General features: G+C 67.5%; 13 protein-coding genes and 1 tRNA gene. 3 read left to right on the top strand and 11 right to left on the bottom strand.

The genetic code is table 11. The features are described from left to right. The 3 genes from recQ to purD form a co-directional block, all read right to left on the bottom strand. Positions 1–1,880, bottom strand: a 1,880-nt coding sequence (gene recQ, locus Q0627_RS17615; RefSeq protein ID WP_298811708.1) for a DNA helicase RecQ, incomplete at its 3' end; no start/stop codon positions are given. Positions 1,881–2,003: 123 nt separating this feature from the next. Continuing rightward, positions 2,004–2,606, bottom strand: coding sequence for a TetR/AcrR family transcriptional regulator (locus Q0627_RS17610; RefSeq protein ID WP_291018732.1), 603 nt, complete (start codon positions 2,604–2,606; stop codon positions 2,004–2,006). 91 nt (positions 2,607–2,697) lie between these two features. Next, entirely contained in the window at positions 2,698–3,951 is a 1,254-nt protein-coding gene (gene purD / locus Q0627_RS17605; RefSeq protein ID WP_291018730.1) for a phosphoribosylamine--glycine ligase, read from the bottom strand. Between the two features lie 124 nt (positions 3,952–4,075). On the opposite strand from purD, the gene Q0627_RS17600 reads away from it, so the two are divergent. After that, entirely contained in the window at positions 4,076–4,408 is a 333-nt protein-coding gene (locus Q0627_RS17600) for a hypothetical protein (protein WP_291018726.1), read from the top strand. A gap of 89 nt (positions 4,409–4,497) precedes the next feature. Here Q0627_RS17600 and Q0627_RS17595 read toward each other — a convergent pair whose 3' ends face one another. Further along, entirely contained in the window at positions 4,498–6,801 is a 2,304-nt protein-coding gene (locus Q0627_RS17595; protein ID WP_298811705.1) for a glycosyltransferase family 39 protein, read from the bottom strand. Then, on the bottom strand, positions 6,801–8,096 hold the full coding sequence (locus Q0627_RS17590; protein ID WP_291018720.1) for a bifunctional glycosyltransferase family 2/GtrA family protein: 1,296 nt from the start codon (positions 8,094–8,096) through the stop codon (positions 6,801–6,803). Before Q0627_RS17590 ends, Q0627_RS17595 begins: the two co-directional genes overlap by 1 nt. 153 nt (positions 8,097–8,249) lie before the next feature. Between Q0627_RS17590 and Q0627_RS17585 the strand changes: the two genes are divergently transcribed. Next, entirely contained in the window at positions 8,250–10,508 is a 2,259-nt protein-coding gene (locus Q0627_RS17585) for a RecQ family ATP-dependent DNA helicase (protein WP_298811702.1), read from the top strand. Between the two features lie 39 nt (positions 10,509–10,547). Here the strand turns inward: Q0627_RS17585 and Q0627_RS17580 are convergent, their stop codons facing one another. From Q0627_RS17580 to Q0627_RS17555, 6 genes are all read right to left on the bottom strand, one after another. Beyond that, positions 10,548–10,973, bottom strand: coding sequence for an HIT family protein (locus tag Q0627_RS17580; protein ID WP_291018715.1), 426 nt, complete (start codon positions 10,971–10,973; stop codon positions 10,548–10,550). Positions 10,974–11,066: 93 nt separating this feature from the next. After that, positions 11,067–12,509 carry a cell wall metabolism sensor histidine kinase WalK gene (locus Q0627_RS17575; RefSeq protein ID WP_291018712.1) on the bottom strand — a complete coding sequence of 481 codons (1,443 nt, stop codon included), beginning with the start codon at positions 12,507–12,509 and terminating at the stop codon, positions 11,067–11,069. Then, entirely contained in the window at positions 12,509–13,243 is a 735-nt protein-coding gene (locus tag Q0627_RS17570) for a response regulator transcription factor (protein ID WP_291018837.1), read from the bottom strand. The genes Q0627_RS17575 and Q0627_RS17570 overlap by 1 nt, the downstream gene beginning before the upstream one ends. A gap of 189 nt (positions 13,244–13,432) precedes the next feature. Continuing rightward, the gene (locus tag Q0627_RS17565; protein ID WP_291018834.1) at positions 13,433–13,831 is read right to left on the bottom strand and encodes a RidA family protein; all 399 of its coding nucleotides are present in this window, start codon (positions 13,829–13,831) and stop codon (positions 13,433–13,435) included. 17 nt (positions 13,832–13,848) lie between these two features. After that, on the bottom strand, positions 13,849–14,217 hold the full coding sequence (locus tag Q0627_RS17560; protein ID WP_291018710.1) for a hypothetical protein: 369 nt from the start codon (positions 14,215–14,217) through the stop codon (positions 13,849–13,851). A 567-nt stretch (positions 14,218–14,784) separates the two neighbouring features. Next, positions 14,785–14,856: transfer RNA gene (locus Q0627_RS17555), tRNA-Thr, on the bottom strand. A gap of 7 nt (positions 14,857–14,863) precedes the next feature. Between Q0627_RS17555 and Q0627_RS17550 the strand changes: the two genes are divergently transcribed. Beyond that, positions 14,864–15,615: threonine/serine exporter ThrE family protein (locus Q0627_RS17550; protein WP_298811699.1), on the top strand; the 752-nt coding region annotated here is incomplete at its 3' end.

Below are 15,615 nucleotides of genomic sequence, written 5' to 3'. Positions count from 1 at the left end.
GGACGGTGGGCGGCCAGGGCCTGCAGGGTGGCGTTGCTGAACACGACGTACGCGGGCACGTCCTGCTCCTTGGCGGTGGCGGTGCGCCAGGTGCGCAATGCCTCGAACAGGTCCTGGTCGGCGGGGTCGAGGTCGTCGGCGGCGGTGGCCTTTCGCGCTTTCGGTCCCGATCCCGAACCCGTCACCCGGCCGATGACGTCACGGCGCAACGGTACCGGAGTCTGGCCACGGAGCACCCCGCCGGCGTCGTCCCCGAGGATCAGCGTGCCGTATTCACCTTGGGCGGTGAGGATTCCGCGGGCCAGCAACTGCCGGACGACGCTGCGCCAGTCCTGGTCGGACAGGTCTGCGCCGATGCCGTAAGTGCTCAGGCCGTCGTGTCGCTGGGTGCGGATGCGTTCGGTGTCCTTGCCGCGCAGGATGTCGATGAGGTGCCCGGCGCCGAACTTCTGGCCGCGTTCGCGGTCGAGCCGCCAGATCGTCGACAGCAGCTTTTGCGCCGGGATGAGGCCATCGAACGTCTCGGGTGGTTGCAGGCAGGTGTCGCAGTTGCCGCACGGCGCCGATTCCTGACCGAAGTAGCCGAGCAGGTTCTGTCTGCGGCACGACACCGTCTCGCACAGGGCAAGCATGGCGTCGAGGTGCTGACCGAGCCGAATCTTGAACGCCAGGTCACCGGGGCTGGAGTCGATGAGCCTGCGCTGCTGCACCACGTCGGCCAGGCCGTATGCCATCCACGCCACCGACGCCTGCCCGTCACGTCCGGCACGGCCGGTCTCCTGGTAGTAGCCTTCGACCGATTTGGGCAGGTCGATGTGGGCGACGAATCGCACGTCCGGTTTATCGATGCCCATCCCGAACGCGATGGTCGCCACGACGATCACGCCGTCCTCGCGCAGGAACCGGGCCTGATTGTGCGCACGCACCCGGGCGTCGAGTCCGGCGTGATACGGCAGGGCATCAAATCCCTGCTTGCACAAGAACTCTGCCGTCTGCTCGACACTCTTGCGGCTGAGCGCGTACACGATGCCGACGACCGGCCCGTCCACGCCGACAAGTTCGGGCACCGACCGGATGAACGACACCAGTTGCCGGCGCGGGTCGGCCTTGGCATCGATGCGGTATTGGATATTGGGCCGGTCGAAACTCGCGACGAAATGCTTGGCATCGCCGAGCCTGAGCCGTTCGGTGATCTCCCGGTGCGTTTCACGGGTTGCGGTGGCGGTCAATGCCATTCGCGGTACACCGGGGAAACGCTCGGCCAGATCCCCGAGCGCGAGATAGTCGGGCCGGAAGTCATGACCCCACTGCGACACGCAATGCGCCTCGTCGATCGCGATGACACTGAGCATGCCGCGCTGGAGCAACTGCGTGGTCTGCGCCCCCGACAATCGTTCGGGAGCCACGTACAGAAGATCGAGTTGCCCTGTCAGATAAGCATTCTCGACCTCGCCACGTTCCTGCGCCGACTGGGTCGAATTGAGGTAGGCCGCGCGCACACCACTGGCCCGCAGCGCATCGACCTGGTCGTGCATGAGCGCGATGAGCGGACTGATCACCAGCCCCGTGCCCTCCCGGACCAGCGCCGGCACCTGGTAGGTGATGGACTTACCGCCACCGGTCGGCATGAGCACGATCGCGTCGCCCCCGCCGATCACCTGCTCGACGATCGCCGCCTGGTCGCCCCGGAACGCGTCGTATCCGAATACGGTCCGCAACGCCTCGATCGCCGACCCGAACCTCGCGGGCGCAGGCGCTTGCGGCAGTTCCCCCGGCTGCCCCCATCCCTCGTCGGATGGTGGCACGTCGTCGTACTCGTCCGGCGGCACGTCATCAAAAAACGGCACGTCCGCATACGGATCGGAAACACTCGGCGGCATCCCCCCACCCTATCGGCCACCACGGCATTTCCGGTCGTCGTGGCGACTACATCCCCAGCTTGGCCTCTCACCACCCCCACCTGCTGGTTTCTCATCCAGCCGGCATAGGCAAAGCCCTCAGTATCAATTCGGCGGAGCCAACACATCCACCACCGAGACCAGCGCCTCGCGGGCGGCGTTGATGGGTTCGGTGGGATGTTGGCCGAGCGCTCCCATGACGGCCCCGTCTTCGACAGCGATGAGACAGCGCACGTGGACGGGGTCGGCGAGCCGACCGGATTTCTGCAGGACGTCGGTATGCACGCCAGCCAGGAGCGCGTGGTGATCGGCGATGACGGCGTTGAGCAGGGCGTAGCGGGGGGCGAGCGCGAACATCTCGTAGCGGACGGCGAGGTCGTGGACGCTCGCATCCGGCCCGACGAACACCTCGGCGAGGGCGTCGGCCATGGCGCGGGCCCCACGCCGCCGACGACGCAGTGCGGCCCCGCGTGCGGTGATGGCCGCCTCGTCACAGCGGCACACATAGTCGGCGGCCTGCGCCATGAGGTCTTCGAGAGACCCGAAGTAGTAGGTGGTGGACGCGAGCGGCAGCTCGGCCCGATCGGCGACGGCTCGGTGGCGGACAGCATCGAACCCGCCTTCGAGAAGGAGCGCTCCGGCCGCCTCGATGAGCCTGGAACGCCTGCGCACTCCCTTAGGGGTCGCCGCTGACGTCATGGGTTTCATCGTCCCAAACCGATGTGGGCAGCGCGCCGGTTTCCACGAAAACCACACAGGTCCGGCCGTGTTTCGTCTGCCGAAGCAACGGCGTCAGGATCTACAGTGCGATGCGTCCTTCGAGGGCGGCTTTGCCTATGTCGGTGCGGTGGTGGCTGCCGGGGAGTTTGATGGCCGCGATGCGCTCGTAGGCCTGGGCGCGTGCCTGTTCGAGGTCGGCGCCCGTGCCGATGACGGCCAGTACCCGTCCGCCGGAGGAGACGATGTCGCCGTCGTCGTTGCGTTTGGTTCCGGCGTGCAGGACGCCGTCGGCGCCTGCCCCGGTGATGACGTCGCCGGTGCGTGGAGTGCCGGGATAGTTCTGGGCGGCCACGACGACGGTGACGGCGGCGCCGTCGGACCAGTGCAGCGGCGGCAGTTGATCGAGGGTCCCGGTGGCGACGGCGTTCAGCGCCTCGCCGAGGGGTGATTCCAGCAGGGCGAGCACCGCCTGGGTTTCGGGATCGCCGAAGCGGCAGTTGAATTCGACGACGGCCGGCCCGTCGGCACCGATCGCCAGGCCCGCGTACAGCAGGCCGGAGAACGGAACTTCGCGCCGAACCATTTCCGCGGCAACGGGTTTGACCACCTCGTCGACGATCCGGGTCACCATTTCGTCGGGCAGCCACGGCAGCGGGGTGTAGGCACCCATGCCACCGGTGTTGGGTCCGGTGTCGTTGTCACCGACCCGTTTGTGGTCCTGCGCCGGGAGCAGCGGCACCACGTTCTCCCCGTCGACGAGGCAGAACAGCGAGACCTCGGGTCCGTCGAGGAAGCTTTCCAGGAGCACGGGATGTCCGGATTCGAGGCATTCGGCGGCGTGGTCGCGGGCCACGGCGCGGTCGGCGGTGACCACCACGCCCTTTCCTGCGGCCAGGCCGTCGTCCTTGACCACCCAGGTGGGACCGAACCGGTCGAGTGCGGCGTCGAGTTTGGCCGGGTTGTCGACGACCTCGGCGTGTGCGGTGCGCACACCGGCCGCCGCCATGACGTCCTTGGCGAATGCCTTGGATCCTTCGATCCGGGCCGCCTCGGCGCTCGGTCCGAAAGTGGCGATACCCGATTTGCGCAGGGCATCGGCGACACCGAGGACCAGCGGCACCTCCGGCCCGATGACGACGAGATCGGCCTCGACCTGCCTGGCCAGCGCCACGACCGCCTCGCCGGAGGCGACGTCGACGGCGTGGTTGGTGGCGACGGCCGCGGTGCCCGCGTTACCGGGGGCCACGTGCAGGTCGGTGACCGACGGGTCACGTCGGAGTCCGAGGAGCAGGGCATGTTCGCGGCCGCCCGAGCCGATCACGAGTACGCGCACGGGGACGACTCTACAGTCCGCACAGCTCAGGCTCCCTGTGGATAACTCTGTACATCGAGGGTCGTCGCGGCCGGGTCGGCAGTACAGTCGACAGACGCGAAGCACAGGCAGGGCGGGGGCACTGATGGCAGATATCGACGATCTCGACGCGCGACTGACCGCGGTCGAGAACAGACTGGACGACGTGGACGGGCAGTCACGCCGGGCACGGGAGGATTCGGCAGCGGCCCGGGTTCTCGCGGGCGCGGCGGACAGGGACGTCTCCGAGATGCGTTCGGAACTACAAGGACACACCAGGGTCCTGAACGCACTTCGAGAGACTCAATTGGAACATCAAGCGCGATTCGATCGCGTAGATGGCGATCTCGCTGACTTGCGAAGGGGTTTCGGCGTCCTGCATACAGGAATGAATCGCATCACCGAAATGCTCACCGAGTTGCTGAACCGGGAACGCTGAACCCGGAACGCCGATCAAGGAGCACAGCCGCACGAACCGGAAAGGCTCCCGTCCGCCGCCGATGTCCGGTTGCGGACGGGAGTCGTTCGCTATGTACCTCCCGCAGATGCCACAGGCGCGGTCAGGTCGTAGAGGGTGACACCGTCGACGGTCTGCGATGTGAAGTGTTCGGTGACCCAGGTGCTGATCTTCTCGCTCGTGCGCTCGCCCTGCCCCCCGCCGGGTCCACCGCCGAAGAATCCACCACCGAAGCGGCCGCCGGCAATGAAGTAGTGGATCTTGCCGTCGGCGACCATTTTCTGGAACTGCTCCGGTGTCGGCGACGGGTCGGTGCCGTTGAAGCCGCCGATCGGCATCACCGAGTGGCCGGATTCGAGCTGATACCCCGACGCCGAGTTGGAGCCGATCGCAGCGGCGACCCAGGTGTAGCGGTTCGCGTCGGCCCGCAGGAGCGCCAGGATCTGCGGGCCCGGCCGCGATCCGTCGAGGAGTCCGCCCGGACCACCGAAGCCGCGGTAGCCGCCGAAGCCGCGGTAGCCGCCGAAGCCACCGCCCGGACCGGCGGGTCCGGACCGGCCTCCAGGACCCGGCAACGCGCCCGGACCGGCCGAGTCACCCCGGCGATGCCGGACTCCCGGGTCAGGTGCCGGACTCGGCGGCCCGTCGGCCGGGCTACCCATCGGCCCCCGCCCGTGCCCGAATCCCTGCATGTGTCCCTGCCCATTCCCGAACCCCGGCCGGTGCCCGAATCCCAGTCTGCGCCCCGGACCGCCGGGCGGACCGAATCCGCCTTCCACCCGCGGCCCCGCCGATGGGACGCCACCGGAGACGGGTGAGCCGATGGTGTCGATCGCGTACGCCGCGGGACCGGCCATCCCGGCGACGACGGCCGCCACCCCGGCACCGGCCACGATCATGCGCAGCCGTCGCGAGGAGTCCGGGAGGAGCAGTACCAGCCCGGCGACCAGCCCGACGACCAGCACCACCCACCGCAGCCAGCTCACGAAATCGGGGGTCCGGCCCAGCAGCACGAATCCCCAGATCGCGGCCGTGCCCACCGCGACGGCAAGAACCGCCCGCACCCAGAACTGCTCGCGGGCACGCCAACAGACCGCGGCCCCGCCACCGACGAGCGCCGCGACCGCGGGTGCGAGTGCGGCCGTGTAGTAGCTGTGGAAGATGCCGGCCATGTAGCTGAAGACGCCCACCGTGACGATCAGCCACAGACCCCACACCGTGAGAAACGCTAGTCGGGGTTTGCGGTTGTCGTCCTCATCCCGTCCGTTTTCGCCCCGGCCAACTCGGGCCACGATCACCAGCGCCACCACCCCGAGGATGATCGCGGTGGGGATCAGCCAGGCGATCTGGCCGCCCTGCGCGGGAGTGAACATCCGGTCCCACCCGGTCTCGCCCCACACACCGCCGCGCCCACCGGGCCCGCCCGGTCCCCCATATGCCCCACCGGGGCCGAATCCACCACCGAACCCGCTACCGGAACCGTAGCCACCACCGGGGTGCACACTTCCGTGTTCCTCACCGTTGAGCCGGCCGATCCCGTTGTAGCCCAACGTCAGTTCGAGGATCGAATTGTTCTGCGAGCCACCGATATACGGACGCGACGAGGCCGGCCACAATTCGACGGCGAGAATCCACCAGCCCGCACTCACGATCAACGCACCGAGTGCCACCACCAACTGACCCAGCCGCCGCAGCACGGTCCCGGGCCCGAACGCCAAGTACGTGATGGCCAGCGGCGGAACCACCAGCATCACCTGCAATTGCTTTGTGAGAAAACCGAATCCGACCAGGGCACCGGTGAGGATCAGCCATCGCCACCGGCCGTCCTCCACCCCGCGCAGCAGCGCCCACACCGAGGCGACCATCAGCAGAATCAGCAGCGCCTCGGGGTTGTTGAACCGGAACATCATCGCCGCCACCGGGGTCACCGCCAGCACCAGGCCGGCGAGAATGCCCGCCCAATGCCCGAAATACCGGCGCGTGATCACGTAGACCAACGCCACCGAAGCCACTCCCATGAGCGCCTCGGGCACGAGAATCGACCAGGAATTCAATCCGAATACCCGCACCGACAACGACGGAATCCACAGCGATGCAGGTGGTTTGTCCACGGTGATCGAATTGGCCATGTCCGAGGAGCCGAAGAACCACGCCTTCCACGACTGCGAACCGGCCTGAATCGCCGCCGAATAGAATGAATTGGCCCACCCGTTGATCGACAGATTCCACAGATAGGCCACCGCGGTGCCCACCAGCAGAAGCAACAGCGAAAACCGCTCCCGTATCACGGGAGCGGTTATAGCACGCCGTACAGGCGGACGAGTCCCCTCGCCCGCCTGTACGATATCGGAATTCTCCGGGACCACCTCGGCCATCAGCGGCCGGATTCCCGGGGCACGACCAGGTCCGCGGTGTCGGTAGCGGCGGTCGCGGTGTGCGACCGGAACACCCAGCGCAGTCCCACGAACCGGATCGCCGTCGCCACCAGGTTGGCCACCAGCAGGACCAGCAGCTCAAGATGTTTGGACGCCCCCGGCACCCAGGCGTGCAGCACGAACAACGACCCGGCGGTCACCACCCAGCCGAACATGAAGATGCCGAGCCCGAATACCTGGTGCTTGACGACGTTCTCCGTGCCGCGCACCCCGAAGCTGAACCCCCGGTTGGCCGCGGTGTTGAACACCGCCGAAATACCCAGTGCCACAAAGTTGGACACCTGCGCACCGAACAGCGAGTGCAGCATCAGGTACAGCACCGCGTACACGATCGTCGACGCCACACCCACCACACAGAACCGCGCCAACTGACCGGACAATCCGAACGGGACGCCCGCGACGCGCGGGCCGGGATGGCGCGACCGGCCCATGCTGGCACGCAGTTCGGCGACGGGCAGCGTGCCGTCGACCAGGGCCCGGCCGACGCGGGCGCAGCCCTTGAGGTCGGCCACGGCGGTGGCGACGATGTCGACGCTGCTGTTCGGGTCGTCGATCCAGTCAACCGGGACCTCCGCGATACGCAGTCCGATCCGCTCGGCCACGACCAGCAGTTCGGTGTCGAAGAACCAGCCGGTGTCCTCGACGTACGGCAGCAGTTCGCGGGCAATGTCGGTGCGCATCGCCTTGAATCCGCACTGGGCGTCGGAGAAGCGGGCGCGCATCGCGGTGCGCAGGATGAGATTGTAAGAGCGCGAGATGAATTCGCGTTTCATACCGCGTTCGACGCGTGATCCGTTGGACAGCCTGCTGCCGATCGCGATGTCCGAGTGGCCGGAGATCAGCGGCGCGATGAGCGGCATCAGCGCGTTCAGGTCGGTCGACAGGTCGACGTCGCAGTAGGCGACGATGTCAGCATCGCTGTCGCGCCACACCGCGTTCAGTGCCCGGCCGCGGCCCTTCTCGTCGAGGTGCACCACCCGCAGACCGTCGACGCTCTCGGTCAGCGAGACCGCGCGGCGCACGGTGCCGTCGGTGCTCGCGTTGTCGGCGACGGTGATCCGCGCCGGATACGGCACGTTGGCGCGCAGGTGGGCATCGAGGCGGCGCACCGCGTCGACGATGTCGTCCTGCTCGTTGTACACCGGGATGACGATGTCGAGCGTCGGATGGGGTTGCGAGGTGTCGGCCAGAGTGTGCACCGTCGAGGCGGGGCGACCGAGGGTGTCTGTCGTCATGTCGTACAGATTGCGGGCCGAAACTGGGACGCCTCCGGCTTCTACCTGTCAGGTTCCTGTCAACGTGAACCCAGAGGTTCCCGATAGCCCCATATGTTCCCGATAGCCCCATATGTTCCCGATAGCCCTATATGGTCCCGATAGCGTGGACGTATGTCCCCACCAGACCAGTTGCAGGCCGACCAGCTGCGGATCGCCGACCGGGTCATCGCAAGCCTGGCCGGCGACGGTGCCCACCTGCGCCCAGATCAGTTGCGGGCGGTCGCGGCGCTGACCCGCCCCGGTGCTCGGGTCCTCGTCGTGCAGGCCACCGGCTGGGGCAAGTCGGCGGTGTACTGGACGGCGACGGCCATCGGCCGGGCGAGCGAAGCGAGGGGGAATGTCCGGGCGAGCGGAGCGAGGGGGGATGTCGGGGCGAGCGAAGCGACGGGGGATGTCCGGGCGAGCGAAGCGACGGGGGATGTCGGGGCGAGCGAAGCGACGGGGGATGTCGGGGCGAGCGGACGCGGACCGACGCTGATCGTGTCGCCACTGCTGTCGCTGATGCGTGATCAGGTAGCGGCGGCCGAACGTGCGGGACTACGCGCGGCCACCCTCAACTCGTCGAACTTCAGCGACTGGGAGATCATCGAAAATAACTTACGCACAGGCGATCTCGATGTTCTCCTGGTGTCCCCGGAGCGCCTGGCCAATCCCGGTTTCGGCAGGCGCGTGCTCGACAATCTGAGCGGAAGACTCGGCCTGCTGGTGATCGACGAGGCGCACGCCATCTCGGACTGGGGTCACGATTTCCGGCCCGACTACCGCCGCGTCGCCGACGTCCTGCGCACCGCCGACGCGGACACTCCGGTGCTGGCCACGACCGCCACCGCCAATGCCCGTGTCACTGCCGACGTGGCCGGCCAACTCGGCCCCGACACCCTCGTTCTGCGCGGACCGTTGGCACGAAACTCATTGCACCTGAACGTCATCGACGGATTATCGCCGATGCAGCGGTACGCCTGGACGGCCCGAAACCTGTCCGCACTGCCGGGCTCGGGCATCGTCTACGTGCTCACCGTCGCCGACGCCGACAGGCTCGTCGAGGCCATCCGGGCCGTGCAGGGCCCGGACTATCCGGTCGCCGCGTACACTGGGCAACTCGACGCCGACCGCCGCCACACCCTCGAGGACGCGCTCCTGCGCAACGAAGTCAAGGCACTGGTGGCCACGTCGGCACTCGGAATGGGTTACGACAAGCCGGATCTCGGGTTCGTGGTGCATGTGGGCGCACCCGCGTCACCGGTGTCGTACTACCAGCAGGTGGGCCGTGCCGGCCGCGCCCTCGACAGCGCCGTGGTGGTGCTGCTGTCCTCTGCCGCCGACGACCGGATCTGGGAGTACTTCGCCACCTCCACCATCCCCGACCCCGAACAGATGACCAAGTTGCTCGACGCACTCAACACATCAGCGCAACCACAATCGGTCCCCGCACTCGAATCGTCAACGGGACTGCGCCGCAACAAGGTCGACCTCATGCTCAAACAACTCGCCGTCGACGGCGCCACCGAACGCACCCCCGACGGCTGGGTGAGCACCGGCCGGGAATGGTATTTCGACGCCGAACACTACGACGGAGTGATCGCGGTGCGCCGCCGTGAGGCCGACATCATGCGCGCCTACGTGCACGGTAACGCCTGCCTGATGACGCTGCTCACCGAGTCGCTCGACGACCCGCAGAGCGCACCGTGCGGCCGGTGTTCGGTATGCCGCGGCGGCCTCACCGACGGACTGCCCGCCGGCACCGACGACGAGGACGTGCGTTCCATCACCGCGACGCTGCGCCGCTCGACACTGATCCTCGAACCCCGAAAGATGTGGCCCGGCAGCATACTCGGCGCTCCGTCAACAGCCCCGTCGCTACGCGCGCCCCGCGGCAGAATCCCCGCACAGCTGATGGCCGAGCCCGGCCGGGTCCTCGCCCATGCCGACGCACCCGAATGGACCGACGTCCTCGCCGGCGCCCGCAATGGTGACGACGGCGCGGTCACCGAACTCGCCGACGCCGCGGTCGCCACTCTCGCCCGATGGGGCCGCGAGTCCGGCATCCGGCCCGACGTCATCGTGTCGTTGCGGCTGACCGGAACCGGCATCGCCGAAACCCTCGCGGCCCGACTGCGCAAAGTCGGCCGCCGCGACGGTGGCGCCTATCCCGTCGGCCCCGGTGAGCCACCGTCCGACGCGACCGGCGCCGTCGAGGCCGCATACTGGCGCGGCCGACTCACCGATCCGCCTGCCGCGGCAGGTCAGACGGTGCTCCTCGTCGTCGACGCCACCACGTCCGGCTGGCCGATCACGATAGCCGCCGCGGCATTACGCGAGGCGGGTGCCACCGCGGTCCTACCACTGCTCATCCATAGAACTGTCGGCTGACGCCGGGCGAACTGTCGGCTGACGGTCCCCGAAACTCGTTCAGTCCGGCACGTTCTCCCGGTAACCGTGGTCGACGAGGCTCTGCCGGATCTTCACCGCATGCTCCTCGAGGGTTTCCTGCGTGACGTCCTTGGCGGCCTTGCTGAGGTCGAACGTCTCCATCGACAGCGCCGGGAACACATGCAGATGCACGTGCGGCACCTCCAGTCCGGCGATCAGCATGCCCATCCGCGGGGCGTCGAAGGCGTCCTTGACGGCCCGGCCGACCTTCTGCGCGACATCGGACAGGTGGGTGAAGGTGGCAGTGTCGATCTGTTCCCAGTGGTCGATCTCCTTGCGCGGGATCACCAGCACATGCCCCGGGGTGACGGGTTCGATGGTGAGGAATGCGACGGCCTGGCCGTCCTTCCACACGAACTTGCCGGGGAGATCGCCGTTGATGATGTGCGTGAATACCGATGCCATGACAGCAGTCTATTGCTCCGGACCCGCCTCGCCCCCGGGTTGCCGGACGAACGGGACCAACGTCCATCCGTTCCCTGTTCGGCCGGCCGGCGCTCAGACCGCCTCGCGCGGCAATCGCACCCAGAACCGGGCGCCCTGCCCCGGGGCGGAGTCCACCCCGACGGTGCCCCCGTGCGCCGCGACCAGGGCCGCGACGATCGACAACCCGAGCCCACTGCCACCGCCCTCACCACGATGACGCGAGGCGTCCCCGCGATAGAACCGCTCGAAGACGTGCGCCACCTCCTCCTCGGTGAGTCCGTTGCCGGTGTCGGTCACCGACAGCACCAGGTGTGTGCTGTCGTCGGCCTCGATACCGACAGTGATCGCCGCGTCGGCAGGGGTGTGCGCGATCGCGTTGTTGATGAGATTGCGCAGCACCTGCATGAGCCGGTTCACGTCCCCGGACACCACCGGCGGATCGTCCATCGGGTCCAGATGCACACCGATGTCGCGATCGGGGGCGGCGGCCCGCGCCGAATGCACGGCGTCGGACGCCAGCGAGAGCAGGTCGACCGGCCGGGATTGCAGCGGCCGGTGCGCATCGAGCCTCGCCAGCATCAGCAAGTCCTCGACCAGCAGTTTCATCCGCTGCGCCTCGGTATCGATGCGGCCCATCGCCTCCGAGGAGGGCACCGCACCCTGCTTGTACAGTTCGCCGAAACCCTTGATCGAGGTGAGCGGGGTGCGCAGTTCGTGGCTGGCGTCGGCGATGAACCGGCGCATCGTCTCCTCCGACTCGCGGGCCTGCCGCTCGGAGGCCTCGGTGGCCGCGAACGCGCGCTGGATGTGCCCGAGCATCGTGTTCAGCGACGCAGACAAGCTGCCCACTTCCGTGTTCGTCGGGACCTGCGGCACCCGCATGGTGAGGTTGCCGTCGGCGATGGCGTGGGCGGTCTCCTCGACCCGGCGCAGGGGACGCAGACTCGCGCGCACCAGCAGGTAGCTGAGCACCCCGATCACCACAACAACGCCGCCGCCGATCCCGACCTGCAGCCAGATCAGCCTCGACACCGTCGACTCGACGTCGGACAGCGGTGTGGCCACCACCGATTCGGCAGTGCCGACAACGCTCCTGACCACCCGCCAACGCGGACCACCGCCACCTTCGGACGGCACAGTGATCGGTCCGGCATCGCCGTCACCGAGCCCGGACAGGTCGGGGCTGTGCGTGTAGCCCGCGTCGTCGCCGTAAACGGTGCCGTCGGAGGTGATCAGTCGCGAGTAGTACCGCGACGGCGGGCGCCGCGGGCCCGGCGGCGCGCCGAAGCCGTCGTCGCGGATGGGCCGTGCCCACGTCTCGATCGCGTTGCGCAGGCCGGTGTCGGTGCGGGAGATCAGGTCCGAGCGCATCGCCCCGGTGACCGCGAATCCCGACACCACCAGCCCCGCCATCACCAGCACCAGCGTTAACGCGACAAGCGAAACACGCAGTGGTACATGATGAATCGGCGTAAGCCGGGTGATCTCGGGACTGTCGGTCGCCGATGCGGCCATCAGTCTCTCGGCTCCCGCATCACATACCCGACACCGCGCAGAGTGTGGATGAGGCGCTTGTCGCCGTTGTCGAGCTTGCGCCGCAGATACGACACATACGATTCGACGACGTTCACCTCGCCACCGAAGTCGTAGTTCCACACGTGGTCGAGGATGCGCGGCTTGGACAGCACCGTCCCGGCGTTGACCATGAAGTAGCGCAGCAGCGTGAACTCGGTCGGCGAGAGCGAGACGAGTTCGCCGGCCTTCCACACCTCATGCGTCTCGTCGTCGAGGACGATGTCGGCGAAGGTGATGCGAGATGGCTTCTTGCTCTGCTCGGTGACTCCGGAACGGCGCAGCAGCACTTGGATTCGCGCGACGACCTCTTCGAGGCTGAACGGTTTGGTGACGTAGTCGTCGCCGCCGATGGTGAGGCCGTTGATCTTGTCCTCCACCGTGTCCCGCGCCGACAGGAACAGCGCGGGCGCCTCGACACCGTCGGCGCGCAGCCGGCGCAGCAACCCGAATCCGTCCATCCCGGGCATCATCACGTCCAGGATCAGTACGTCGGGCGCGAAGGTTCGGCAGGCGTCGATCGCCGAGGGCCCGTTGGCCGCCGTCACCACGTCGTACCCCTGGAACTTCAGCGATACCTGCAGCAATTCACGGATATTGTCCTCGTCGTCGACGACCAGCACCCGCGCCTTCTCGGCCCCGGCTTTACGATGATCCGCGCCGATCTGCTCCGCCATGCCGGTCACACCATTCCGTTCCGCTGTTTCCATCAGTCCACCCGCCTTCGTCATACCCATGAGAATGCTCGGTGATCCCTGTGTTCGGCTGGATACTTCCTGTCAGCATCCTGTGAACCCGCGCGGGTGGTCTTCGGTCATGCCGGCGGCGCGGCAGCGCCAACTACGCCGGCGGCGCGGCAGCGCCAACTACGCCGGCGGCGCGGCGACGGCCTCGATCTCCACGACCTGATCGTCGTAGGGCAGCACCGTGACACCGACGACGATCGCCGGTGGTGGAGCGTCGACAAACGACTCACGCACTGCCTCCCAGGACACATACAGGTCGGCCTGCAGGTGTTCGGCGACGTACACGGTCAGCTTGGCGATGTCGGACAATCCGGCCCCGTGTCCGGCCAGCACCTTTTCCAGGTTGGCCAGACACTGCCTGGTCTGCCCGACGACATCGCGGGGAGCGACGACCTCTCCGTCGGGACCGAGCGGCGCTATCCCGGCGGTGAAGACCAGTGGTCCCGCCGATACCACTGCGCTGTAGGGGAATCCGCCGTCGAACAGGCCGCCGGGTGTGCTGTGCCGGACTCGTGCCATGGGTGCCATTCGCAGGATCAGACCCGTACCTGACCAGCGACGATGCGGAGTTTGTGCCGCGCGAGGGCCAGGTTCGCGGCGGCACGGTCGAGCACGAAGTAGATGAACAGTCCGGCGGTGCCGCCGTCGCGCAGCACGTTGATCAGGTGATACTGGTAGTCGAGGGTGATCATCATGTCCTCGAGCCCGCCGCCGATACCCAGCTCGTTCATGGTGCGCAGCTTGGCCCGGAGCATGTTCGAGTTGCCCGCGGCCGCGATCTCGAGATCGAAACCCGGATTTCCGCCCGCGGCGAGCACCATCCCGCTGTCGAGGTCGACGACCGCGACCCCCAGCGCGCCGTCGACGGCGAGCAGGTCGGCGATCGAATCATCGAGTCTTGTCATACTGTGTGTTCCTATCACGGGGATCTCCGCCGTCGAGCAGACGCGCGGCGTCGGCACCGGAGGCGATGCGGACTCCCTCGGTGTCTCGTCGTCCGTCGACATGTGCCTGGGCAAGCTGATCGGCAGTTCGCGCAGCGTGCTCTCGAAGATGTCGGGCCCGTCGTCGTTCACGTGCACCACGCCCCGGCCACGGACTCCCGCGCCCGCCGCGCTGCCCGGTACGTAGCGGTACGGTGGGGCTTCGGCAGGTCCCCGGAGGCGTATCGGCGATAAACGCGGCCCCACCCGATCATTGATCACTCGCCACTTCCTCTGCACGCGATCCGGTTCTTACACAATCCGGCCCCGAAAGTAATCTGGGCCACATTTTGAGTACGCCGTACTCTACCAATTCCGAGTTAACAATGGTACGGCGAACCTGAAGTTTCTTCAGTTCTTGAAAGCAAACTTATTTTCAATCAGCAAACTCCGGTCATCGACCGGTTCGGATACTCCTGCCAGTGACCGAAAACACCGAAACCCCGGCCTGGTCGGTATCGATAACACCAACTGGACCGGGGCGCTGCGAGCCCCCTGTCGGGATTGAACCGACGACCTTTCGCTTACAAGGCGAGTGCTCTACCACTGAGCTAAGGAGGCATACGTGCTGCCCGAGTATATCCAGCGTTCCCTGCGCCGGATCACCGGCACCCGCCAGGCGACGATCGACACCATCGAACCCGGCGCGATCGCCGTCTCCCCCCGCCGCCCGATCGACAGATTCGACGTCGCCGCCATCACCGAGGTCCTCGACCTGGCGACCAAGATCGGCGCGGTACTGCTCGACTCCGGGACCGCGGCCAGCGACACGCAGGCCCAGGTGGAGTTCATCGCCGGTGCCTACGGTCTCGACGACGTCGACGTCGACGTGACCTACAACAAGATCATGGCCAGCGCCCGGCGCGGCGCAACCCTGCCGCCGATCACCACGATGGCGCAGGTCAAGTACCGTTCCCTCGACTTCACCCGGCTCGCCGACGTCGACCGGCTGATCCGGCACATCCGCAACTCCGGGATCACCCCGTCGACGGCGCACCGGATCGTCGACAAGATCATCGCCGCCCCGCATCCCTACCCGCATCGGGTGTCGACCGTCGCGTGGGGGGTGATGTCCGCGGGAGTGTCGCTGCTGCTCGGGGGCGGCCTGCTCGTGGCGGTGGTGACCTTCCTGACCACCGTCGTCATCGTGAGCGTCAACCGGCGGATCAACCGCCTCGGCACCCCGGTGTTCTTCCAGCAGGTCATCGGCGGTTTCATCGCCCCGGCGCCCCCGTCCCTCCTCCCCGCCGGGTCCCGCCCCCCCCGCTTCCCCCTCACACCCCCGCAGGGCATCCCCCCCGGCCCCCTCGTCCCCCCCCC

It is taken from the genome of uncultured Gordonia sp. (assembly GCF_937858515.1).
Lineage (GTDB): Bacteria > Actinomycetota > Actinomycetes > Mycobacteriales > Mycobacteriaceae > Gordonia.
The sequence above is the reverse complement of the archived record's forward strand: the minus strand, read 5'-3'. Positions and strand labels throughout refer to the sequence as shown.